The following is a 15,738-nucleotide window of genomic DNA, read 5'->3' on the forward strand; positions in this document are numbered from 1 at the left end:
ATTGAACAAGATAACATTTACATGGCGCGTGCTTTTGAATTAGCACGTCTTGGCCGTTTTACCACATCACCGAATCCGAACGTCGGGTGTGTGATTGTGCTTGATGGCGAAATTGTTGGTGAAGGCTACCACCAAAAAGCAGGTGAACCCCATGCGGAAGTGCATGCACTGCGAATGGCGGGCGAGAAAGCAAAAGGGGCAACGGCGTATGTCACCCTTGAACCTTGTAGCCATCATGGCCGCACACCACCTTGTGCAGAAGCGTTGATTAACGCAGGCGTGAGCCGTGTTGTTGCTGCGATGCAAGACCCTAACCCACAGGTTGCTGGGCGTGGTCTGTACATGTTGTCTCAAGCGGGTATTGAAACTTGCAGCAATGTTTTATTAGAAGAAGCTGAAGCGGCAAACCGTGGCTTCTTAAAACGCATGCGTACCGGCTTCCCTTATATTCAGTTAAAACTTGCGGCCTCACTCGATGGTAAAACCGCGTTAGAGACAGGCGAAAGTAAGTGGATCACGAGTGTCGCGGCGCGTAAAGATGTCCAAGTGTTTCGTGCTCAGGCTAGTGCCATCTTAAGCACCAGTAGCACTGTAATTGCGGATGACCCATCGCTGACAGTGCGTTGGAACGAGCTCCCCGCGGATATTCAACACATTTACCCAGAAAGCCAAGTGCGCCAGCCAATTCGTATTGTGCTGGATAACCACAACCGCGTGACGGCTGACCATAAAGTCACACAACTTGATGGTGAGTGTTGGTTAGTTCGCGCAACCCCAGAAACAAACGCATCATGGCAAGGAAAAGTTGAGCAGATTGCCGTTCCCGCTGATGATAATGGCACTGATCTGGTTATTTTAATGATGCAGCTGGCGAAACGTAACGTAAACAGCATCTGGGTTGAAGCAGGTGCCAAGTTAGCGGGTTCGTTACTCAAGCTGGGTATTGTTGATGAACTGATTGTGTATATTGCCCCTAAATTACTGGGTAACAATGCACGTAGTTTGGTTGATTTCCCTGCATTAAATGCCTTGGTGGATGCGCCAAGGTTTGAATTTACAGATGTGACGAAAGTTGGTGATGACCTGCGTGTCAGGCTACGTCCTGTCTGGTAAGTGCGTTTTTTTGAAATTCGCGCATACGATAAACGAAAGAATGTGATAAAATCCGCGCCCCGCGGGTTATAATTAATATTAGAGGAAGACTATGAACGTAATTAAAGGTGTTGTTGCTGCGCCAAAAGCGCGTGTTGCTATCGCTATTGCTCGTTTTAACAACTTTATTAATGATAGTCTGCTGGAAGGCGCTGTTGATGCGTTAGAGCGTATTGGCCAGGTTTCAAACGACAACATCACTATCGTTTGGGTCCCAGGTGCCTATGAACTGCCATTAACCGCGAAAGCGCTGGTTGAAACTAAAAAATATGATGCCGTTATTGCACTAGGTACGGTTATCCGTGGTGGTACTGCTCATTTTGAATACGTTGCGGGTGAGTGCAGCTCTGGCCTGTCCCATGTTGCAATGAATAGCGAAGTGCCTGTAACCTTTGGTGTACTAACCACCGAAAATATCGAGCAAGCTATTGAACGCGCAGGTACTAAAGCGGGCAACAAAGGCGCTGAAGCTGCCTTAACAGCACTTGAAATGATTAATGTGATTAAAGCCATCAAAGGCAAATAATACACAAATAATGTGACGTCGCGGAGTGTGTGTAAACTTCTTTGCGACACAAATTATTGTGTATAGTTTTTAAATTTAAGGGGAATCTTGTGAAACCTGCTGCTCGTCGCCGCGCTCGTGAGTGTGCTGTACAGGCCATTTATTCATGGCAATTATCTGGCAATCCAATTGCTGAAGTCGAATATGAGTTTATTGCTGAACAGGACATGTCAGACGTTGACGTAAACTATTTTCGTGAACTGTTATCAGGCGTTGCGACCAATGCAACTAAGCTTGATCAACTGATGGCGCCTTATTTATCTCGTCAACTCGAAGAGCTGGGTCAGGTAGAAAAAGCGATTTTACGTGTCTCTATGTTTGAATTAAGCTTCCGTGAAGATGTGCCTTACAAAGTCGCAATTAATGAAGGTATTGAATTAGCGAAAGTATTCGGCGCAGAAGATAGCCATAAATTCGTTAACGGTGTATTAGATAAAGCGGCACCTGCGGTTCGCCGTAAAAAATAATAATATCAGGGTTCCCTCCTGTAACACTACAGTAGTCGAGAGGTAGGCTGGGTTCCAGTCTACCTTTGTACTTATAGGCTCGTCATACTTTAAGTTACAGGTGTATTGGCTAGAATTGGCTCAGATGCAGGTTTTAGTCTATTTTAGGACATGCAGTCAATTGCCGCCTATTTGTAACTTGAATTATTCAGAGTATAAATTATTTATTTCGTTTAAAACGAAAATAGAGATAGCGAAAACGGAAAATCTACCATGTCATATGGCGAATTTGACCTCATCGCACGTTACTTTAACCGTCAAACCACTAACCGACGTGATGTGAATATCGGTATTGGTGATGATTGTGCGTTGATGACCATCCCGGAAAAACAGCAACTTGCTGTGAGTACTGACACTCTCGTTTCCGGTATTCATTTCCTACCTACGATTTCTCCCGCTGACCTTGCGTACAAATCATTAGCCTCTAATTTAAGTGACCTTGCTGCAATGGGGGCTGATCCTGCGTGGGTTTCTTTAGCCATTACACTGCCTTGTGTCGATTGTGAATGGTTGCAGTCTTTTAGTGATAGTTTGTTCGAACAACTAAATTATTATGGAATGCAATTAATTGGTGGTGACACGACTCGTGGGCCGATGAGCTTAACCTATACAGTGCATGGCTTAGTGCCAGTTGGTAAAGCAATGTCCCGTTCTGGTGCGCGTAATGGTGATTGGATTTATGTGACAGGCACATTGGGGGATAGCGCGGCAGGGCTCGCTATTTTGCAAGATAGACTGCATGTTGCGAACATCGAAGACAAAGCGTGGTTAGTTGCACGCCATTTGCGTCCTCAACCGCGTATTTTACAAGGCCAAGCCCTGCGTAATTTAGCCTCTTCAGCGATTGATATTTCTGATGGCTTGGTTTCTGATTTGATCCATATTTTAAAAGCGAGTGGCTGCGGTGCGCGGATCAATTTAGATTCGTTGCCGCAATCGGAAGCGTTAAAACAAAGTTGCAGTGTAGAACAAGGGCGTTTATGGTCGCTCAGTGGCGGTGAAGATTATGAATTGTGCTTCACGGTACCTGAAATCAACCGCGGCGCGTTAGAAATGGCATTAGCACATACAGGCTCTGGTTTTACCTGTATTGGGCAAATTAAACCACAGTCCGAAGGGATCCGCTACTTTTGTAATAACCAAGAAGTTGATGTAAACCTTAAAGGTTTCGATCACTTTGTTTCGGAAGGTGTTTATGGCGACTAGCCAAGAAAAAGCAGAAGCGAAAAAACGGCTAAACATGCGTAACCCGTGGCACTTACTTGCTACGGGGTTTGGTAGTGGATTATCGCCAATTGTGCCTGGAACGATGGGCTCACTCGCTGCGATCCCATTCTGGCTATTGATGTCAGGGATGCCCGTTTGGAGTTTATGGGTGGTGATTGTCGCAGGCTTCTGGATTGGCTGTATGATTTGCCAACGCACATCGGACGACATGAAAATTCATGACCACGGCAGTATTGTCTGGGATGAGTTTATCGGTATGTGGATTACGTTGATGGCGATCCCTGTGGTGGATTTTGAGTGGGTTATCACCGCTTTCTTTATTTTCCGTATTTACGATATGTGGAAGCCTTGGCCGATCCGTATTTTTGACCGTAAAGTTGGCGGCGGTTTTGGCATTATGATCGACGATATCATCGCGGCGATTTTCGCTTATGCGACTGTCTGGCTATGTGTTAAGTTTAATTTGCTCTCCTTTTTATGAGTAAAATAAGAAGGCCATCAATGGATGGCTTTCTTATTGGCTTGTTATCATTAACAAAACTATTTCTTTCGACGACTCATTCCCATTACTGATGTTTGTGCTAGCGTTAACCCTTTGGTTTCTGGAGCAAATAATATCGAAACAACTAAACCTAATAACGACACTCCCGCCCCCATTAATACCACATTGCTAATACCATATTCACTGATAAACACAGGCAGAGCCCACGTAGAAAAAATGGTTCCGATACGGCTAATTGACATGATCACACCGACGGCAGAAGCTCGGATATCCGTTGGGAACAGTTCATTTGGATAGAGCCATTGCAAGATCCCCGGTCCTCCAGAGAAAAAGGCGTAGATCCCAAACATAATGATCACCAAACAGATCCCAAGGTTGGAGAATAGCCCGAGTATTGCCAGTGCGAGGGTCATAATGGCAAAGCTGCCAATAAGCAAGGGGCGTCTGCCCATTTTATTGAGCCAATACATGGCAGGCAGGCAGCCTAACATAAAGAATAGGCTGATCACGACGTTACCGAGCGCGGCGTTTTTACCTTGATCCCAACCGAGCTGCCCAACAATTTGTGGGCCGAAGGTGTAGATGGCGAACATTGGGATCACTTGGCAAGTCCAAATAATCGCAGTGAACAGGACAAAAGAAAAATGGCGCTTAGTGAACAATTGCAGAAAATGCGTTTTCTTCTGTTCTTCTGCTTCAAACACCACGGGTTGCCCGAATAGTTTTTCCATCATTTTTTCACATTCTTTAATTCGCCCTTTGCGTATCAACCACAGTGGTGATTCAGGCAAATCAAAGCGACCGATCAAAATAACAATACAGGGGATCACAGCGCTACCTAACATCCAGCGCCAGCCGCCTTCGACATCGTACAGCACATAGCCCACAAGGTTGGCGCAAGTTGCACCCACATACCACATCGCTGCAATAAAGCCGACGGCAAATGCTCTTTGTTTGGTGTTTGAAAATTCGGTGATCATTGAAGTGGCGATGGGGTAATCAGCCCCAATCACGATACCAATTAAAAAGCGCATGAGAAGTAGCTGCAATGGCGTGGAGACAAACATGGTGGCGACAGAAATGACACCGATCGCGACAATGTCAATGAGGAACATTTTGCGTCGACCGACTTGGTCACATATATAGCCAAAGAGCGAGGTACCGATAAATAACCCTGCAAGGGTTGCTGCGCCGAGTAAGCCTATCCACTCGCTGCTTAAATTGAGTAAAGGGGTGAGTTGTTCAAGTGCGACACCGATCAGAACCAATACATAACCATCAAGAAAAGGCCCGCCGCTGCCCCATAGCATGATCCGCCGATGCACGGAGGAGAATTGAATGTCATCAAAACTTTTCGGTTTCATTGTGTATCCCAGTGTCAGCGTAAAATACGCTATAAAGCTCTCGAAGTCTTTGAAACTTCGAGAGTAATACTAATCAGCCGTAACGAAATTCAATGCCGAAAGTGCCACGTGGGTATTCCCACTTTTCGAGTGCACTCTCTAAGCCTAAAATACGGCAAGTACCGCACTCAAGGCAGCCAGCATAGTCAAAACGGACTGAGCCATCTTCTTGTTTTTTATATAAACCTGCGGGGCAGGCCTTTGTTAAAGTGTCGAGCACTTGCATATCAGGGTGTTCTTTGATGACGATATGTGGGTTTTCTTCATCGACATTAAATTTATTGATACCAAGTTTGACATCAACGTTAACTGGCTGGCTCATATTGCTCTCACTCCTTTAATTCCATCCTTGATTAAATTCATGAAACCCACTTTTTTCGCATGTTGCAGCATAGTTTTACGCAGTGGAACAGGCGCTTCATCCGAAATAGTAAATAATTTTTTCGCAATCCCAACCGCCATTTCTGGGTAAGCGGTAAACATACGTGGGTTATCCAAAAACTCAGGCATTTTTTGGTACATCTTCATGTCACGCAGTGGGCCTTCATTTAATAGTGAAAGATATTCACTGAGCCCTTGCTTGCTAAAGTCTTCTTTTTTCATTGCATTAAGCACAGTTTTAGCCGCCGCTTCACCCGAGGCAACAGCTAAATCCATGCCGCGAATGGTAAACCCAAGGTTCATACACATACCCGCTGCATCACCCGCAATTAACACGCCATCACGGACAAGCTCTGACTGCATTTTTAAACCTGCTTCAGGTACAACGTGAGCGGCGTATTCAATCATCTTACCGCCTTCAATTAACGGGGCGACAGCGGGGTGCTGCTTAAAATCCTCTAACATTTGTGGAACAGATTTTTTGGCATCTTTGATATGATGCAAACCACAAACCAGACCTAAAGAGACAGTGTCCTCATTGGTATATAAGAATCCTCCCCCCATCAGCCCATCGGTTGGCGAGCCAGCAAATAGCCATGCAACGCCTTCATTGTCTTTAATATTGAAGCGGTTACATAAAACATCTTTAGGGAGTTCGATTAATTCTTTAACCCCAACAGCGACATGTTCAGCGCTCACACGCTTGGTCATGCCAATTTGCTCGGCGAGCAGTGAATTCACCCCATCAGCCAAAATAACAACTTTGGCTTCAAGCACATCACCATCCGCTTCGACACCAACGATTTTGCCGTCCCGCTCGACCAGTTTATCAACTCGGATACCTGTAATGCATTGCGCTCCCGCATTTTCAGCTTGTTCTACCAGCCACGGATCGAGTTTTCCCCGTAAAACAGACCAAGATGTTTCGTCTGGGCTCTGCGCGGCGCTATTTTGAAAATCGACGGTGACGGCACCAGTTTCAGTCATAAATGACAGCCTTTCACGGGTGATCATGCGTTCGATAGGTGCTTCTTGGGTAAATCCAGGAATAATTCGTTCTAAACTATGGGCGTACATCCGCCCACCTGTGACGTTCTTCCCGCCAGCGTAGTTTCCTCTTTCAATTAGGAGAACTTGCGCACCTTCACGGGCAAGTACCAGTGCAGCGACAGAACCCGCTAGGCCTGCGCCAACAATGATTGCATCAAAAATATCATCGGACATAGTTTCTCCAAATCATACTAAGCAGTGGAGTGACAACCCCACTGCGATAGGCTTATTTCGCCAATTGTTGCGTTAAAGCAGGCAGAATTTTGAATAAATCACCGACAATGCCGTAATCGGCAAATTGGAAGATAGGTGCGTTTTTATCTTTGTTAATGGCAACGATAGTTTGTGCACCATTTGCCCCGACCATGTGCTGAATTTGCCCTGAAATACCGACGGCAAGGTACAGCTCTGGTTTGAGCATTAAGTTGGAAATCCCGACGTAGCGTTCGTGCTCCATCCATTTTTCATTTTCAGCGACAGGGCGGGAGCAGGCGATTTCAGCACCTATGGTATCCGCAAGTGTTTTGGCAATCGCAATGTTTTCTTGGCTGCCAATTCCGCGGCCTACACTGACCACAAGGCGAGCTTTGTCTAATTCCACGGAGTTGCCTGCTTTTTTCTGAACCGAGGTACGTACAACAGATTGTTTAGGTTCGACCCATTGTGCAGTTTGAGCCGCACCGCTACGTGATGCATCACTTGTCGCGGCTTCAAAGGTGCCTGTGGTAACGGTTGCAATGGAAAACACGCTATTTAAGGTTTCTTGACCAAAGGCTAAACCACCGTAAACCATATGTTTAATGACCGCTTTGTCAGCTTCGACAGTAATCGATGCCGCATCATTCGACACGGCAGCTTGTAGCCTTGCCCCCAAACGTGCAGCCAGTAATTTGCCACGGCGTGTATTTGGCAGCAGTAATAAGCCTTTGTCGCCATGTTGTTTGATGGTCGCAACGATGGTGTCAGCGTAATCTTCCAGAATACGGTCATCAGGTTTGCCCGTTAATTGAAAGACTTGTGTTGCACCCAATTGAAATGCATGGGAACTTTGTGCTTCATCTAGCGCTAATACATTCACTTGCTCACCGAGGGTGAGTGCTCCGCCAATCAGTTCGGGTAGGCGAGAAGTCATATCACTAAAGACCCAAACGGTTGATAATTTGCTCATGACGCCTCCGATTAAATAATTTTTCTTAAATGTTCAGCAAATTGTGCAATTTGGTCATCGCCATCACCTTCAATAATGATGCGCTGACGTACTTTTTGCTTCGGTGCTGCAATAGATTGAGCCGATAAAGCGGCGACATCTGCGAGTGCAATATCTGCGATGCCCCATGCTTGAACGGGTTTTTTCGCTGCGCCTAAAATCGCTTTCATAGACGGAATAACAGGAACATTAATGTCGGAGGTCACGGCAATAATGGCAGGCAGCGGAAGCGACAATGTTTCAATTTCATCTTCAAGTTCACGCTCAACCACAATATTATCGGCAGCAAGAGAAACAATTTTCTTCACGCCATTAATGGCAGGAATTTGCAGGCTTTCACCCAGTAGAATGCTGACTTGCTGCGCATTGAGGTCAGCAGAGCCGTCACCACAAATGATTAAGTCAAAACCTATTTTTTGTGCAGCTGCACCAAGCGCAATGGCACTTTGATGAGGAAGGGCATGTTCGAACTGGTCATCAATAACCACGACTAATTCATCTGGGCCGCGAGATAACACGTCTTTACGGCCTTTCATGTTGGTCAGCGCTTTGCCACCAATACTTAATGCTGTGATTTTGCTATCGGGTTGTTGTGCTTTAATTTGATTAGCCGCTTCGATGGCATTTAAATCATATTGACTAATTTTGGTATCCGCACGGGAAAAATCTAAAGAGCCATCTGAGCTATTAATAATAATATCTTGTTCATCAGGAACAGATTTATAGCATGTAATAATATTCATTACATCTCCTAAAAATATATTTAATAAATATGATCCGTTTTGGTTTCGGATTATATAATTATCATGAACTGGATATTTAAAAATAAAACCTAGGTCACCAATATTGAAAACTTGAAATTAAACGTGTTTTAAATATTCATACTGCTACCTTACTCACCAATATTGTAAAAATCATCAACTTAGCGACGAAATGTTCAATATTGCTACCCTAATCACCAATACTGAAGGTATTTAATAACATCGTCGTTACACGATATTTTATCTGTTTGTATTTATTAGTTATTTCTACAATAAAAAAGAATAAAAATAGTAACAAATATTTATCACGAATAATATTGTGACCTTAATAACAGAATTGTTAATGGCGAGTCGACATGATTTGAATAGTGATTGGATTAATAGTTAATTAAATTTATGGGAATTAAATAATAAATAAGTGGAGAGGTATTGCGAATAATATCTATTTTAAAACTTATGTATTAAATAATAAATCGGGATCGAACTATGAGCAAAGAAAATAAAAAGGGTGGGATAGAACCGAAAGTGTTTTTTCCTCCATTGATCATTGTTGGACTATTGTGTTGGTTAACCGTCCGTGACCTTGATGCTTCGAATGAAGTGATCAACCAAGTGTTTAGCTATGTGACAAACGTGTGGGGCTGGGCATTTGAATGGTATATGGTCGTGATGCTTGGTGGCTGGTTTTGGTTGATTTTAGGGCCATACGCGAAAAAAACCCTAGGGGAAGAGAAGCCTGAATTTAGCCGTGCGAGCTGGATTTTTATGATGTTCGCTTCGTGTACATCGGCAGCGGTACTTTTCTGGGGGTCTATTGAAATTTATTATTATATTTCAACGCCGCCTTTTGAATTTGCCCCTTATTCAACTCAGGCAAAAAGCATTGGGCTTGCCTATAGCTTATTCCACTGGGGGCCATTACCGTGGGCAACCTATAGCTTCTTAACGGTTGCTTTTGGTTACTTCTTCTTTGTACGTAAAATGGATGTTATCCGCCCAAGTAGCACATTAGTACCGCTGGTTGGCGAAAAACACGTTAATGGTTGGTTCGGAACAATCGTTGATAACTTCTATTTAGTGGCGTTAATCCTTGCGATGGGCACCAGTTTAGGGTTAGCAACTCCGTTAGTGACTGAATGTATTCAGTATTTATTCGGTATCCCTCACACTTTACAGCTTGATGCGATCATTATTTTTTGCTGGATTATTTTGAACGCAGTTTGTGTGGCATTCGGCCTGCAAAAAGGGGTGAAAATCGCCAGTGATGTACGTAGCTACCTGAGTTTCTTAATGCTTGGATGGGTATTCATTGTTGGTGGTGCAAGTTTTATCGTTAACTACTTTACCGATTCTATCGGGGTATTAATGATGTATATGCCGCGCATGCTGTTCTATACAGATGCGGTCGGTAAAAGCGGTTTCCCACAAGGCTGGACAGTATTCTATTGGGCTTGGTGGGTTATCTACGCAATTCAAATGTGTATTTTCCTCGCACGTATCTCTAAGGGTCGTACCGTTCGTGAACTGTGTATTGGTATGGTCGCGGGTCTGACAGCAGGTACCACTCTGATTTGGACGATTTTAGGCAGTAACACACTGCAACTTGTCGACCAAAACATTATTAACATTCCAAAACTGATTGATGAGTTTGGCGTTCCACGCGCCATCATTGAGACATGGGCAGCCTTACCTTTGAGCACTGTAACAATTTGGGGCTTCTTCATCCTCTGCTTTATCGCCACTGTGACACTAATTAATGCTTGTTCTTACACCCTCGCCATGTCGACTTGTCGCGCAGTGAAAGACGGTGAAGAGCCGCCATTGTTAGTGCGCATCGGTTGGTCTGTTTTAGTTGGTGTCATCGGCATTGTTTTACTGGCTCTAGGCGGATTGAAACCAATTCAAACAGCGATAATTGCTGGAGGATGCCCACTTTTTTTCGTCAACATTATGGTAACGCTCTCGTTTATTAAAGATGCCAAAGTGCATTGGAAAAATGACTAATTTACTCAGAAACAACATTTAAGAGGTTATTGATATGGATTTTAGATTGAATGATGAGCAGGAACTGTTTGTCGCAGGGATCCGTGAACTGATGGCCAGTGAAAACTGGGAAAGCTACTTCGCACAATGCGACCGCGACAGCCAATACCCTGAACGCTTTGTCAAAGCGTTAGCGGATATGGAAATCGATAACCTGCTGATCCCAGAAGAGCACGGTGGTTTAGATGCAGGGTTTATCACCGTTGCTGCGGTGTGGATGGAACTGGGTCGTTTAGGTGCGCCAACATACGTGCTGTATCAACTGCCGGGTGGTTTTAATACCGTACTGCGTGAAGGGACGCAAGAACAGATTGATAAAATCATGGCGTTCCGCGGCACAGGGAAACAAATGTGGAACTCTGCAATTACTGAGCCGGGCGCGGGTTCTGACGTGGGTAGCCTACAAACTACCTATCAGCGCCGTAACGGTAAAGTTTACCTGAACGGAAGCAAATGTTTTATCACCAGTAGCGCCTATACGCCATACATTGTGGTGATGAGCCGCGATGCAGATTCACCAGATAAACCCGTCTTTACTGAGTGGTTCTTGGATATGAGCAAACCGGGTATCAAGGTTAACAAACTTGAAAAACTGGGTCTGCGTATGGATAGCTGTTGTGAGATTACCTTTGATAACGTCGAACTGGATGAAAAAGACATGTTCGGTCGCGAAGGAAATGGCTTTAACCGCGTAAAAGAAGAGTTTGACCACGAACGTTTCTTGGTGGCGCTAACTAACTACGGTACAGCGATGTGTGCATTTGAAGATGCGGCGCGTTATGCCAACCAACGTGTTCAATTCGGCGAAGCAATCGGTCGTTATCAATTAATTCAAGAAAAATTCGCACATATGGCGATCAAGCTCAATTCAATGCGCAACATGTTATACGAAACTGCATGGAAGAGTGATAACGGGCTGATCACCTCAGGTGATGCAGCAATGTGTAAATACTTCTGTGCAAATGCCGCATTCGAAGTGGTGGACTCTGCGATGCAAGTACTGGGTGGCGTTGGTATCGCGGGTGAACATCGGATCGCACGTTTCTGGCGCGACCTGCGTGTTGACCGCGTATCGGGTGGTTCAGACGAAATGCAAATACTGACACTAGGCCGCAGTGTACTGAAACAGTACCGCTAATGACGTAACCGTCGTGGATTGACCCTTTAATCATGGTTAGAGGGTCAACCGAGTTTCACAGGAGAATCGAACATGGCAGCGCATTTACCTATGCCTGAATTTGGCCCGCTTTCTGGGGTTAAAGTCGTATTTTCAGGAATTGAAATTGCAGGCCCATTCGCGGGACAAATGTTTGCGGAGTGGGGGGCTGAAGTTATTTGGATTGAGAACGTGGCATGGGCAGACACTATTCGTGTCCAGCCAAATTACCCGCAGCTATCGCGCCGTAATTTACGGGCGCTCTCATTGAATATCTTTAAGGATGAAGGACGAGAAGCATTTCTCAAGTTGATGGAAACGACAGATATATTTATTGAAGCAAGTAAAGGCCCTGCATTTGCTCGCCGAGGGATCACGGATGAAGTGCTGTGGGAGCACAATCCAAAATTAGTAATCGCTCACTTATCGGGCTTTGGCCAGTATGGCGACCCGCAATATACCAATCTTGCTGCATATAACACCATTGCTCAAGCCTTCAGTGGCTACCTTATTCAAAACGGTGATAAAGACCAACCAATGCCCGCTTTCCCATACACGGCAGACTATTTCTCGGGTATGACCGCCACAACCGCGGCATTAGCGGCGTTATATAAAGCGCGCGAAACAGGGAAAGGGGAAAGCATCGACGTGGCAATGTATGAAGTGATGCTGCGTATGGGGCAATACTTCATGATGGATTATTTCAATGGGGGGGAAGTTTGCCCACGTATGACCAAAGGGAAAGACCCATACTATGCAGGCTGCGGCCTGTATAGCTGTAACGATGGTTATATTGTCATGGAAATTGTCGGTATCACACAAATCCAAGAAATTTTCAAAGACATTGGCCTCGCACATTTATTGGGTACGCCTGAGATCCCAGAAGGTACACAACTTATTCACCGTGTTGAATGCCCATATGGGCCACTCGTTGAAGAAAAATTAGATGAGTGGTTAGGCGCACGTTCCATCGAAGAGGTACTTGCAAGGTTAGCTGAGCTGAATATTGCGAGTGCTAAAGTGTTAACCATTCCTGAGTTAGAAACTAACCCACAATATATTGCCCGTGAATCTATCACCAGTTGGCAAACTATGGATGGGGAAACCTGTCGTGGCCCAAATGTGATGCCAAAATTCAAAAACAATCCAGGACAAATTTGGCGTGGTATGCCATCTCACGGTATGGATACCACTGAAATACTAAAAAACATTGGCTACAACGAAAATGATATTCGGGAGCTGGTCGATAAAGGGCTAGCGAAAATTGTTGAGTAATTAAATGATTATTCAGGTCAATCTTTCCTGTTGGCCTGAATGTTCATTGGGGAAATAGAGGGAAAACAATTAATGGATGTAATCGGTAGACAAAATTTGCGTCAAATGTGGGACGACCTTGCGTTAACTCACCAAGACAATAAGGCGCTTATCTTTGAGTCTTGTGATGGAAGTGTTCGTGAATTCAGCTATTTAGAAATGAATGAGCAAATCAATCGCACAGCGAATCTCTTTTTAGCCTATGGCATTCAAAAAGGGGATAAAGTTGCCTTACATCTGGATAATTGCCCTGAATTTTTCTTTTGCTGGTTTGGTTTAGCGAAAATCGGCGCAATTATGGTGCCCATCAATGCACGGTATAAATATAACGAAAGCGCTTGGATTATGCAGAACTGCCAACCTCGTATGGTAGTGACTTGCACCGCATTTTTAGATATTTATCAACGTGTTTTAGCGGATGAAAGCACTTGTCTTGAACATGTTTTTTTAATTGCAGATACGCCCGTCCGACAACAAGATGGTATTTCGGACTTTTTATCAGAACAAGTGGCTCAGCCAGCGGCGCTCACACAAATTGTTGAGCTTAATGTGAGCGATACCGCGGAAATCTTATTTACTTCAGGAACGACGTCAAAGCCGAAAGGGGTGATTATCACCCACTATAATTTGCGTTTTGCGGGGTACTACTCCTCATGGCAAAACGCGTTACGTGCTGATGATGTGTATTTAACGGTGATGCCTGCTTTCCACATTGACTGTCAGTGTACGGCATCGATGGCGGCTTTCTCCGTTGGTGCAACGTTTGTCTTAATCGAAAAATACAGTGCGCGGCGTTTTTGGCAGCAAATTGTTAGGCACCGTGCCACCGTCACCGAGCTGATCCCAATGATGATCCGAACGTTATTAAGTCAACCGCTGGCGGATAACGAAAAAGAGCATTGCCTGCGAGAAGCCATGTTTTATCTCAATTTAAGCGATGAAGAAAAAGAGCAATTTATGGCACGTTTTGGCGTGAAACGCTTTTTAACTTCTTATGGCATGACCGAAACGATAGTGGGGTTAATTGGTGACAGACCCGGCGATATCCGCCGCTGGCCATCAATTGGTCGCCCTGGCTTTTGCTACCAAGCGCAAATTCGGGATAAAAATAACCAGCCCGTTAAAACAGGAGTGGTTGGCGAACTGTGTGTTAAAGGTGAGCGCGGTAAAACGCTGTTTAAAGCGTATTACAACAACCCCGAGGCGACAGAAAAAGCCTTTGATGGCGCTGGTTGGATGCATACAGGGGACTTCGCCTACCAAGACGAAGACGGCTTTTTCTATTTTGTCGATAGAAGCAGCAATATGATCAAACGCGGTGGTGAGAACGTCTCTTGTAGTGAAATAGAAAATATCATTGCCTCACACCCTGCCATTGTGGATGTCGCGGTCATTGGTGTTGCGGATGATATACGTGACGAAGCCATTAAGGCGTTTATTGTGCTGGAAGAAGGGGAAACCTTAACACAGGAAGAGTTCTTTGCCTTTTGTGAAAAACAAATGGCGAAATTCAAAGTACCAACGTGTGTTGAAGTGCGCAAAGATTTGCCGCGAAATTGTTCTGGGAAAGTACTGAAAAAACATCTGCAATAATCGGTTCATTCTATTAATTCTGGGGATACCTCTGTTTATTACTTAAAACAAAGGCGCTCCCCTATGATGACGAAAGGGTTGCACTATGAGCGAATCATTAAAAATTACCCGTAATGGCTCCATTTTGGAAATCGTACTCGATAGGCCTAAAGCGAATGCGATAGATGCAAAAACCAGTTTCAAAATGGGTGAAGTTTTTCTTAACTTTCGAGATGACCCATCTTTAAGAGTTGCGATTATTACTGGGGCAGGGGAACGTTTTTTCTCTGCAGGATGGGATCTAAAATCCGCTGCGGAAGGTGAAGCCCCTGATGCGGATTTTGGTCCTGGTGGCTTTGCTGGGTTGACTGAGATTTTTAATCTTAATAAACCCGTAATTGCGGCGGTTAACGGTTATGCATTTGGTGGCGGTTTCGAACTGGCATTGGCGGCAGATATGATTATTTGTTCGGAAAATGCCAGTTTTGCGTTGCCAGAAGCCCAATTAGGGATTGTTCCAGACAGTGGCGGTGTTTTACGTCTGCCAAAAATTGTGCCCGCACCTATCGTGAATGAAATGGTAATGACAGGCAGGCGCATGGATGCCCAAGAAGCATTGCGTTGGGGCGTTGCGAATGATGTGGTGCCTATTGAGAAATTGATGGATAGAGCCCGTGAGCTGGCAGAGCAAATTACACAAAGTGCGCCATTGGCTGTTGCGGCATTAAAAGAAATTTTCCGTGCAACTGGGGAGTTGACCGTCGAAGAGGGTTACAAACTGATGCGCAGTGGGGTATTAACCAATTACCCAGCGGTTTTACACTCTGAAGATGCGTCAGAAGGGCCGTTAGCGTTTGCAGAGAAACGCTCTCCAAGTTGGAAAGGCCGATAATCTAGCC

Annotated in this window: 15 protein-coding genes; 10 read left to right on the plus strand and 5 right to left on the minus strand. The window is 44.8% G+C overall.

Going from position 1 to position 15,738, the window contains the following annotated elements:
* The 5 genes from ribD (at position 1) to pgpA (ending at position 3,931) form a co-directional block, all read left to right on the plus strand.
* Entirely contained in the window at positions 1-1,113 is a 1,113-nt protein-coding gene (gene ribD / locus KDJ85_RS14625; RefSeq protein ID WP_225820335.1) for a bifunctional diaminohydroxyphosphoribosylaminopyrimidine deaminase/5-amino-6-(5-phosphoribosylamino)uracil reductase RibD, read from the plus strand.
* Between the two features lie 91 nt (positions 1,114-1,204).
* On the plus strand, positions 1,205-1,678 hold the full coding sequence (gene ribH / locus KDJ85_RS14630) for a 6,7-dimethyl-8-ribityllumazine synthase (protein ID WP_206084570.1): 474 nt from the start codon (positions 1,205-1,207) through the stop codon (positions 1,676-1,678).
* A gap of 89 nt (positions 1,679-1,767) precedes the next feature.
* A complete protein-coding gene (gene nusB, locus KDJ85_RS14635) occupies positions 1,768-2,184 on the plus strand; it encodes a transcription antitermination factor NusB (RefSeq protein WP_036958557.1) in 417 nt (138 codons plus the stop codon).
* Positions 2,185-2,436: 252 nt separating this feature from the next.
* Positions 2,437-3,429, plus strand: a complete 993-nt coding sequence (gene thiL / locus KDJ85_RS14640) for a thiamine-phosphate kinase (protein WP_225820294.1) — start codon at positions 2,437-2,439, stop codon at positions 3,427-3,429.
* Positions 3,419-3,931 (plus strand): phosphatidylglycerophosphatase A, encoded by a 513-nt coding sequence (gene pgpA, locus KDJ85_RS14645; RefSeq protein WP_225820295.1) that lies wholly within the window; start codon positions 3,419-3,421, stop codon positions 3,929-3,931. Before thiL ends, pgpA begins: the two co-directional genes overlap by 11 nt.
* Before the next feature lie 59 nt (positions 3,932-3,990).
* Here pgpA and KDJ85_RS14650 read toward each other — a convergent pair whose 3' ends face one another.
* From KDJ85_RS14650 to fixA, 5 genes are all read right to left on the minus strand, one after another.
* Positions 3,991-5,316, minus strand: a complete 1,326-nt coding sequence (locus KDJ85_RS14650; RefSeq protein WP_225820296.1) for an MFS transporter — start codon at positions 5,314-5,316, stop codon at positions 3,991-3,993.
* A 73-nt stretch (positions 5,317-5,389) separates the two neighbouring features.
* Entirely contained in the window at positions 5,390-5,677 is a 288-nt protein-coding gene (gene fixX / locus KDJ85_RS14655; RefSeq protein ID WP_206084574.1) for a ferredoxin-like protein FixX, read from the minus strand.
* Positions 5,674-6,960, minus strand: a complete 1,287-nt coding sequence (gene fixC / locus KDJ85_RS14660; protein WP_225820297.1) for an FAD-dependent oxidoreductase FixC — start codon at positions 6,958-6,960, stop codon at positions 5,674-5,676. Before fixC ends, fixX begins: the two co-directional genes overlap by 4 nt.
* A gap of 52 nt (positions 6,961-7,012) precedes the next feature.
* Positions 7,013-7,954 carry an FAD-binding protein gene (locus tag KDJ85_RS14665; protein WP_225820298.1) on the minus strand — a complete coding sequence of 314 codons (942 nt, stop codon included), beginning with the start codon at positions 7,952-7,954 and terminating at the stop codon, positions 7,013-7,015.
* An 11-nt stretch (positions 7,955-7,965) separates the two neighbouring features.
* Positions 7,966-8,736, minus strand: coding sequence for a putative electron transfer flavoprotein FixA (gene fixA, locus KDJ85_RS14670; RefSeq protein ID WP_225820299.1), 771 nt, complete (start codon positions 8,734-8,736; stop codon positions 7,966-7,968).
* Between the two features lie 504 nt (positions 8,737-9,240).
* Between fixA and caiT the strand changes: the two genes are divergently transcribed.
* From caiT to caiD, 5 genes are all read left to right on the plus strand, one after another.
* The gene (gene caiT / locus KDJ85_RS14675) at positions 9,241-10,758 is read left to right on the plus strand and encodes an L-carnitine/gamma-butyrobetaine antiporter (protein WP_225820300.1); all 1,518 of its coding nucleotides are present in this window, start codon (positions 9,241-9,243) and stop codon (positions 10,756-10,758) included.
* A 34-nt stretch (positions 10,759-10,792) separates the two neighbouring features.
* Complete coding sequence (caiA, locus tag KDJ85_RS14680) at positions 10,793-11,935, plus strand: crotonobetainyl-CoA dehydrogenase (RefSeq protein ID WP_102139025.1); 1,143 nt, start codon at positions 10,793-10,795, stop codon at positions 11,933-11,935.
* Between the two features lie 72 nt (positions 11,936-12,007).
* Positions 12,008-13,228, plus strand: coding sequence for an L-carnitine CoA-transferase (gene caiB, locus KDJ85_RS14685; RefSeq protein WP_206084579.1), 1,221 nt, complete (start codon positions 12,008-12,010; stop codon positions 13,226-13,228).
* A 72-nt stretch (positions 13,229-13,300) separates the two neighbouring features.
* Entirely contained in the window at positions 13,301-14,860 is a 1,560-nt protein-coding gene (caiC, locus tag KDJ85_RS14690; RefSeq protein ID WP_225820301.1) for a crotonobetaine/carnitine-CoA ligase, read from the plus strand.
* An 85-nt stretch (positions 14,861-14,945) separates the two neighbouring features.
* Entirely contained in the window at positions 14,946-15,731 is a 786-nt protein-coding gene (caiD, locus tag KDJ85_RS14695; RefSeq protein WP_225820302.1) for a crotonobetainyl-CoA hydratase, read from the plus strand.
* Positions 15,732-15,738: the final 7 nt, after the last annotated feature.

This window comes from Providencia vermicola, assembly GCF_020381325.1.
GTDB lineage: Bacteria > Pseudomonadota > Gammaproteobacteria > Enterobacterales > Enterobacteriaceae > Providencia > Providencia vermicola.

Coding starts and splice junctions, on each gene's coding strand:
- ribH (WP_206084570.1), top strand. CDS start 1,205: ATGAACGTAATTAAAGGTGTTGTTGCTGCGCCAAAAGCGCGTGTTGCT.
- thiL (WP_225820294.1), top strand. CDS start 2,437: ATGTCATATGGCGAATTTGACCTCATCGCACGTTACTTTAACCGTCAA.
- pgpA (WP_225820295.1), top strand. CDS start 3,419: ATGGCGACTAGCCAAGAAAAAGCAGAAGCGAAAAAACGGCTAAACATG.
- KDJ85_RS14650 (WP_225820296.1), bottom strand. CDS start 5,316: ATGAAACCGAAAAGTTTTGATGACATTCAATTCTCCTCCGTGCATCGG.
- fixX (WP_206084574.1), bottom strand. CDS start 5,677: ATGAGCCAGCCAGTTAACGTTGATGTCAAACTTGGTATCAATAAATTT.
- fixC (WP_225820297.1), bottom strand. CDS start 6,960: ATGTCCGATGATATTTTTGATGCAATCATTGTTGGCGCAGGCCTAGCG.
- KDJ85_RS14665 (WP_225820298.1), bottom strand. CDS start 7,954: ATGAGCAAATTATCAACCGTTTGGGTCTTTAGTGATATGACTTCTCGC.
- fixA (WP_225820299.1), bottom strand. CDS start 8,736: ATGAATATTATTACATGCTATAAATCTGTTCCTGATGAACAAGATATT.
- caiT (WP_225820300.1), top strand. CDS start 9,241: ATGAGCAAAGAAAATAAAAAGGGTGGGATAGAACCGAAAGTGTTTTTT.
- caiA (WP_102139025.1), top strand. CDS start 10,793: ATGGATTTTAGATTGAATGATGAGCAGGAACTGTTTGTCGCAGGGATC.
- caiB (WP_206084579.1), top strand. CDS start 12,008: ATGGCAGCGCATTTACCTATGCCTGAATTTGGCCCGCTTTCTGGGGTT.
- caiC (WP_225820301.1), top strand. CDS start 13,301: ATGGATGTAATCGGTAGACAAAATTTGCGTCAAATGTGGGACGACCTT.
- caiD (WP_225820302.1), top strand. CDS start 14,946: ATGAGCGAATCATTAAAAATTACCCGTAATGGCTCCATTTTGGAAATC.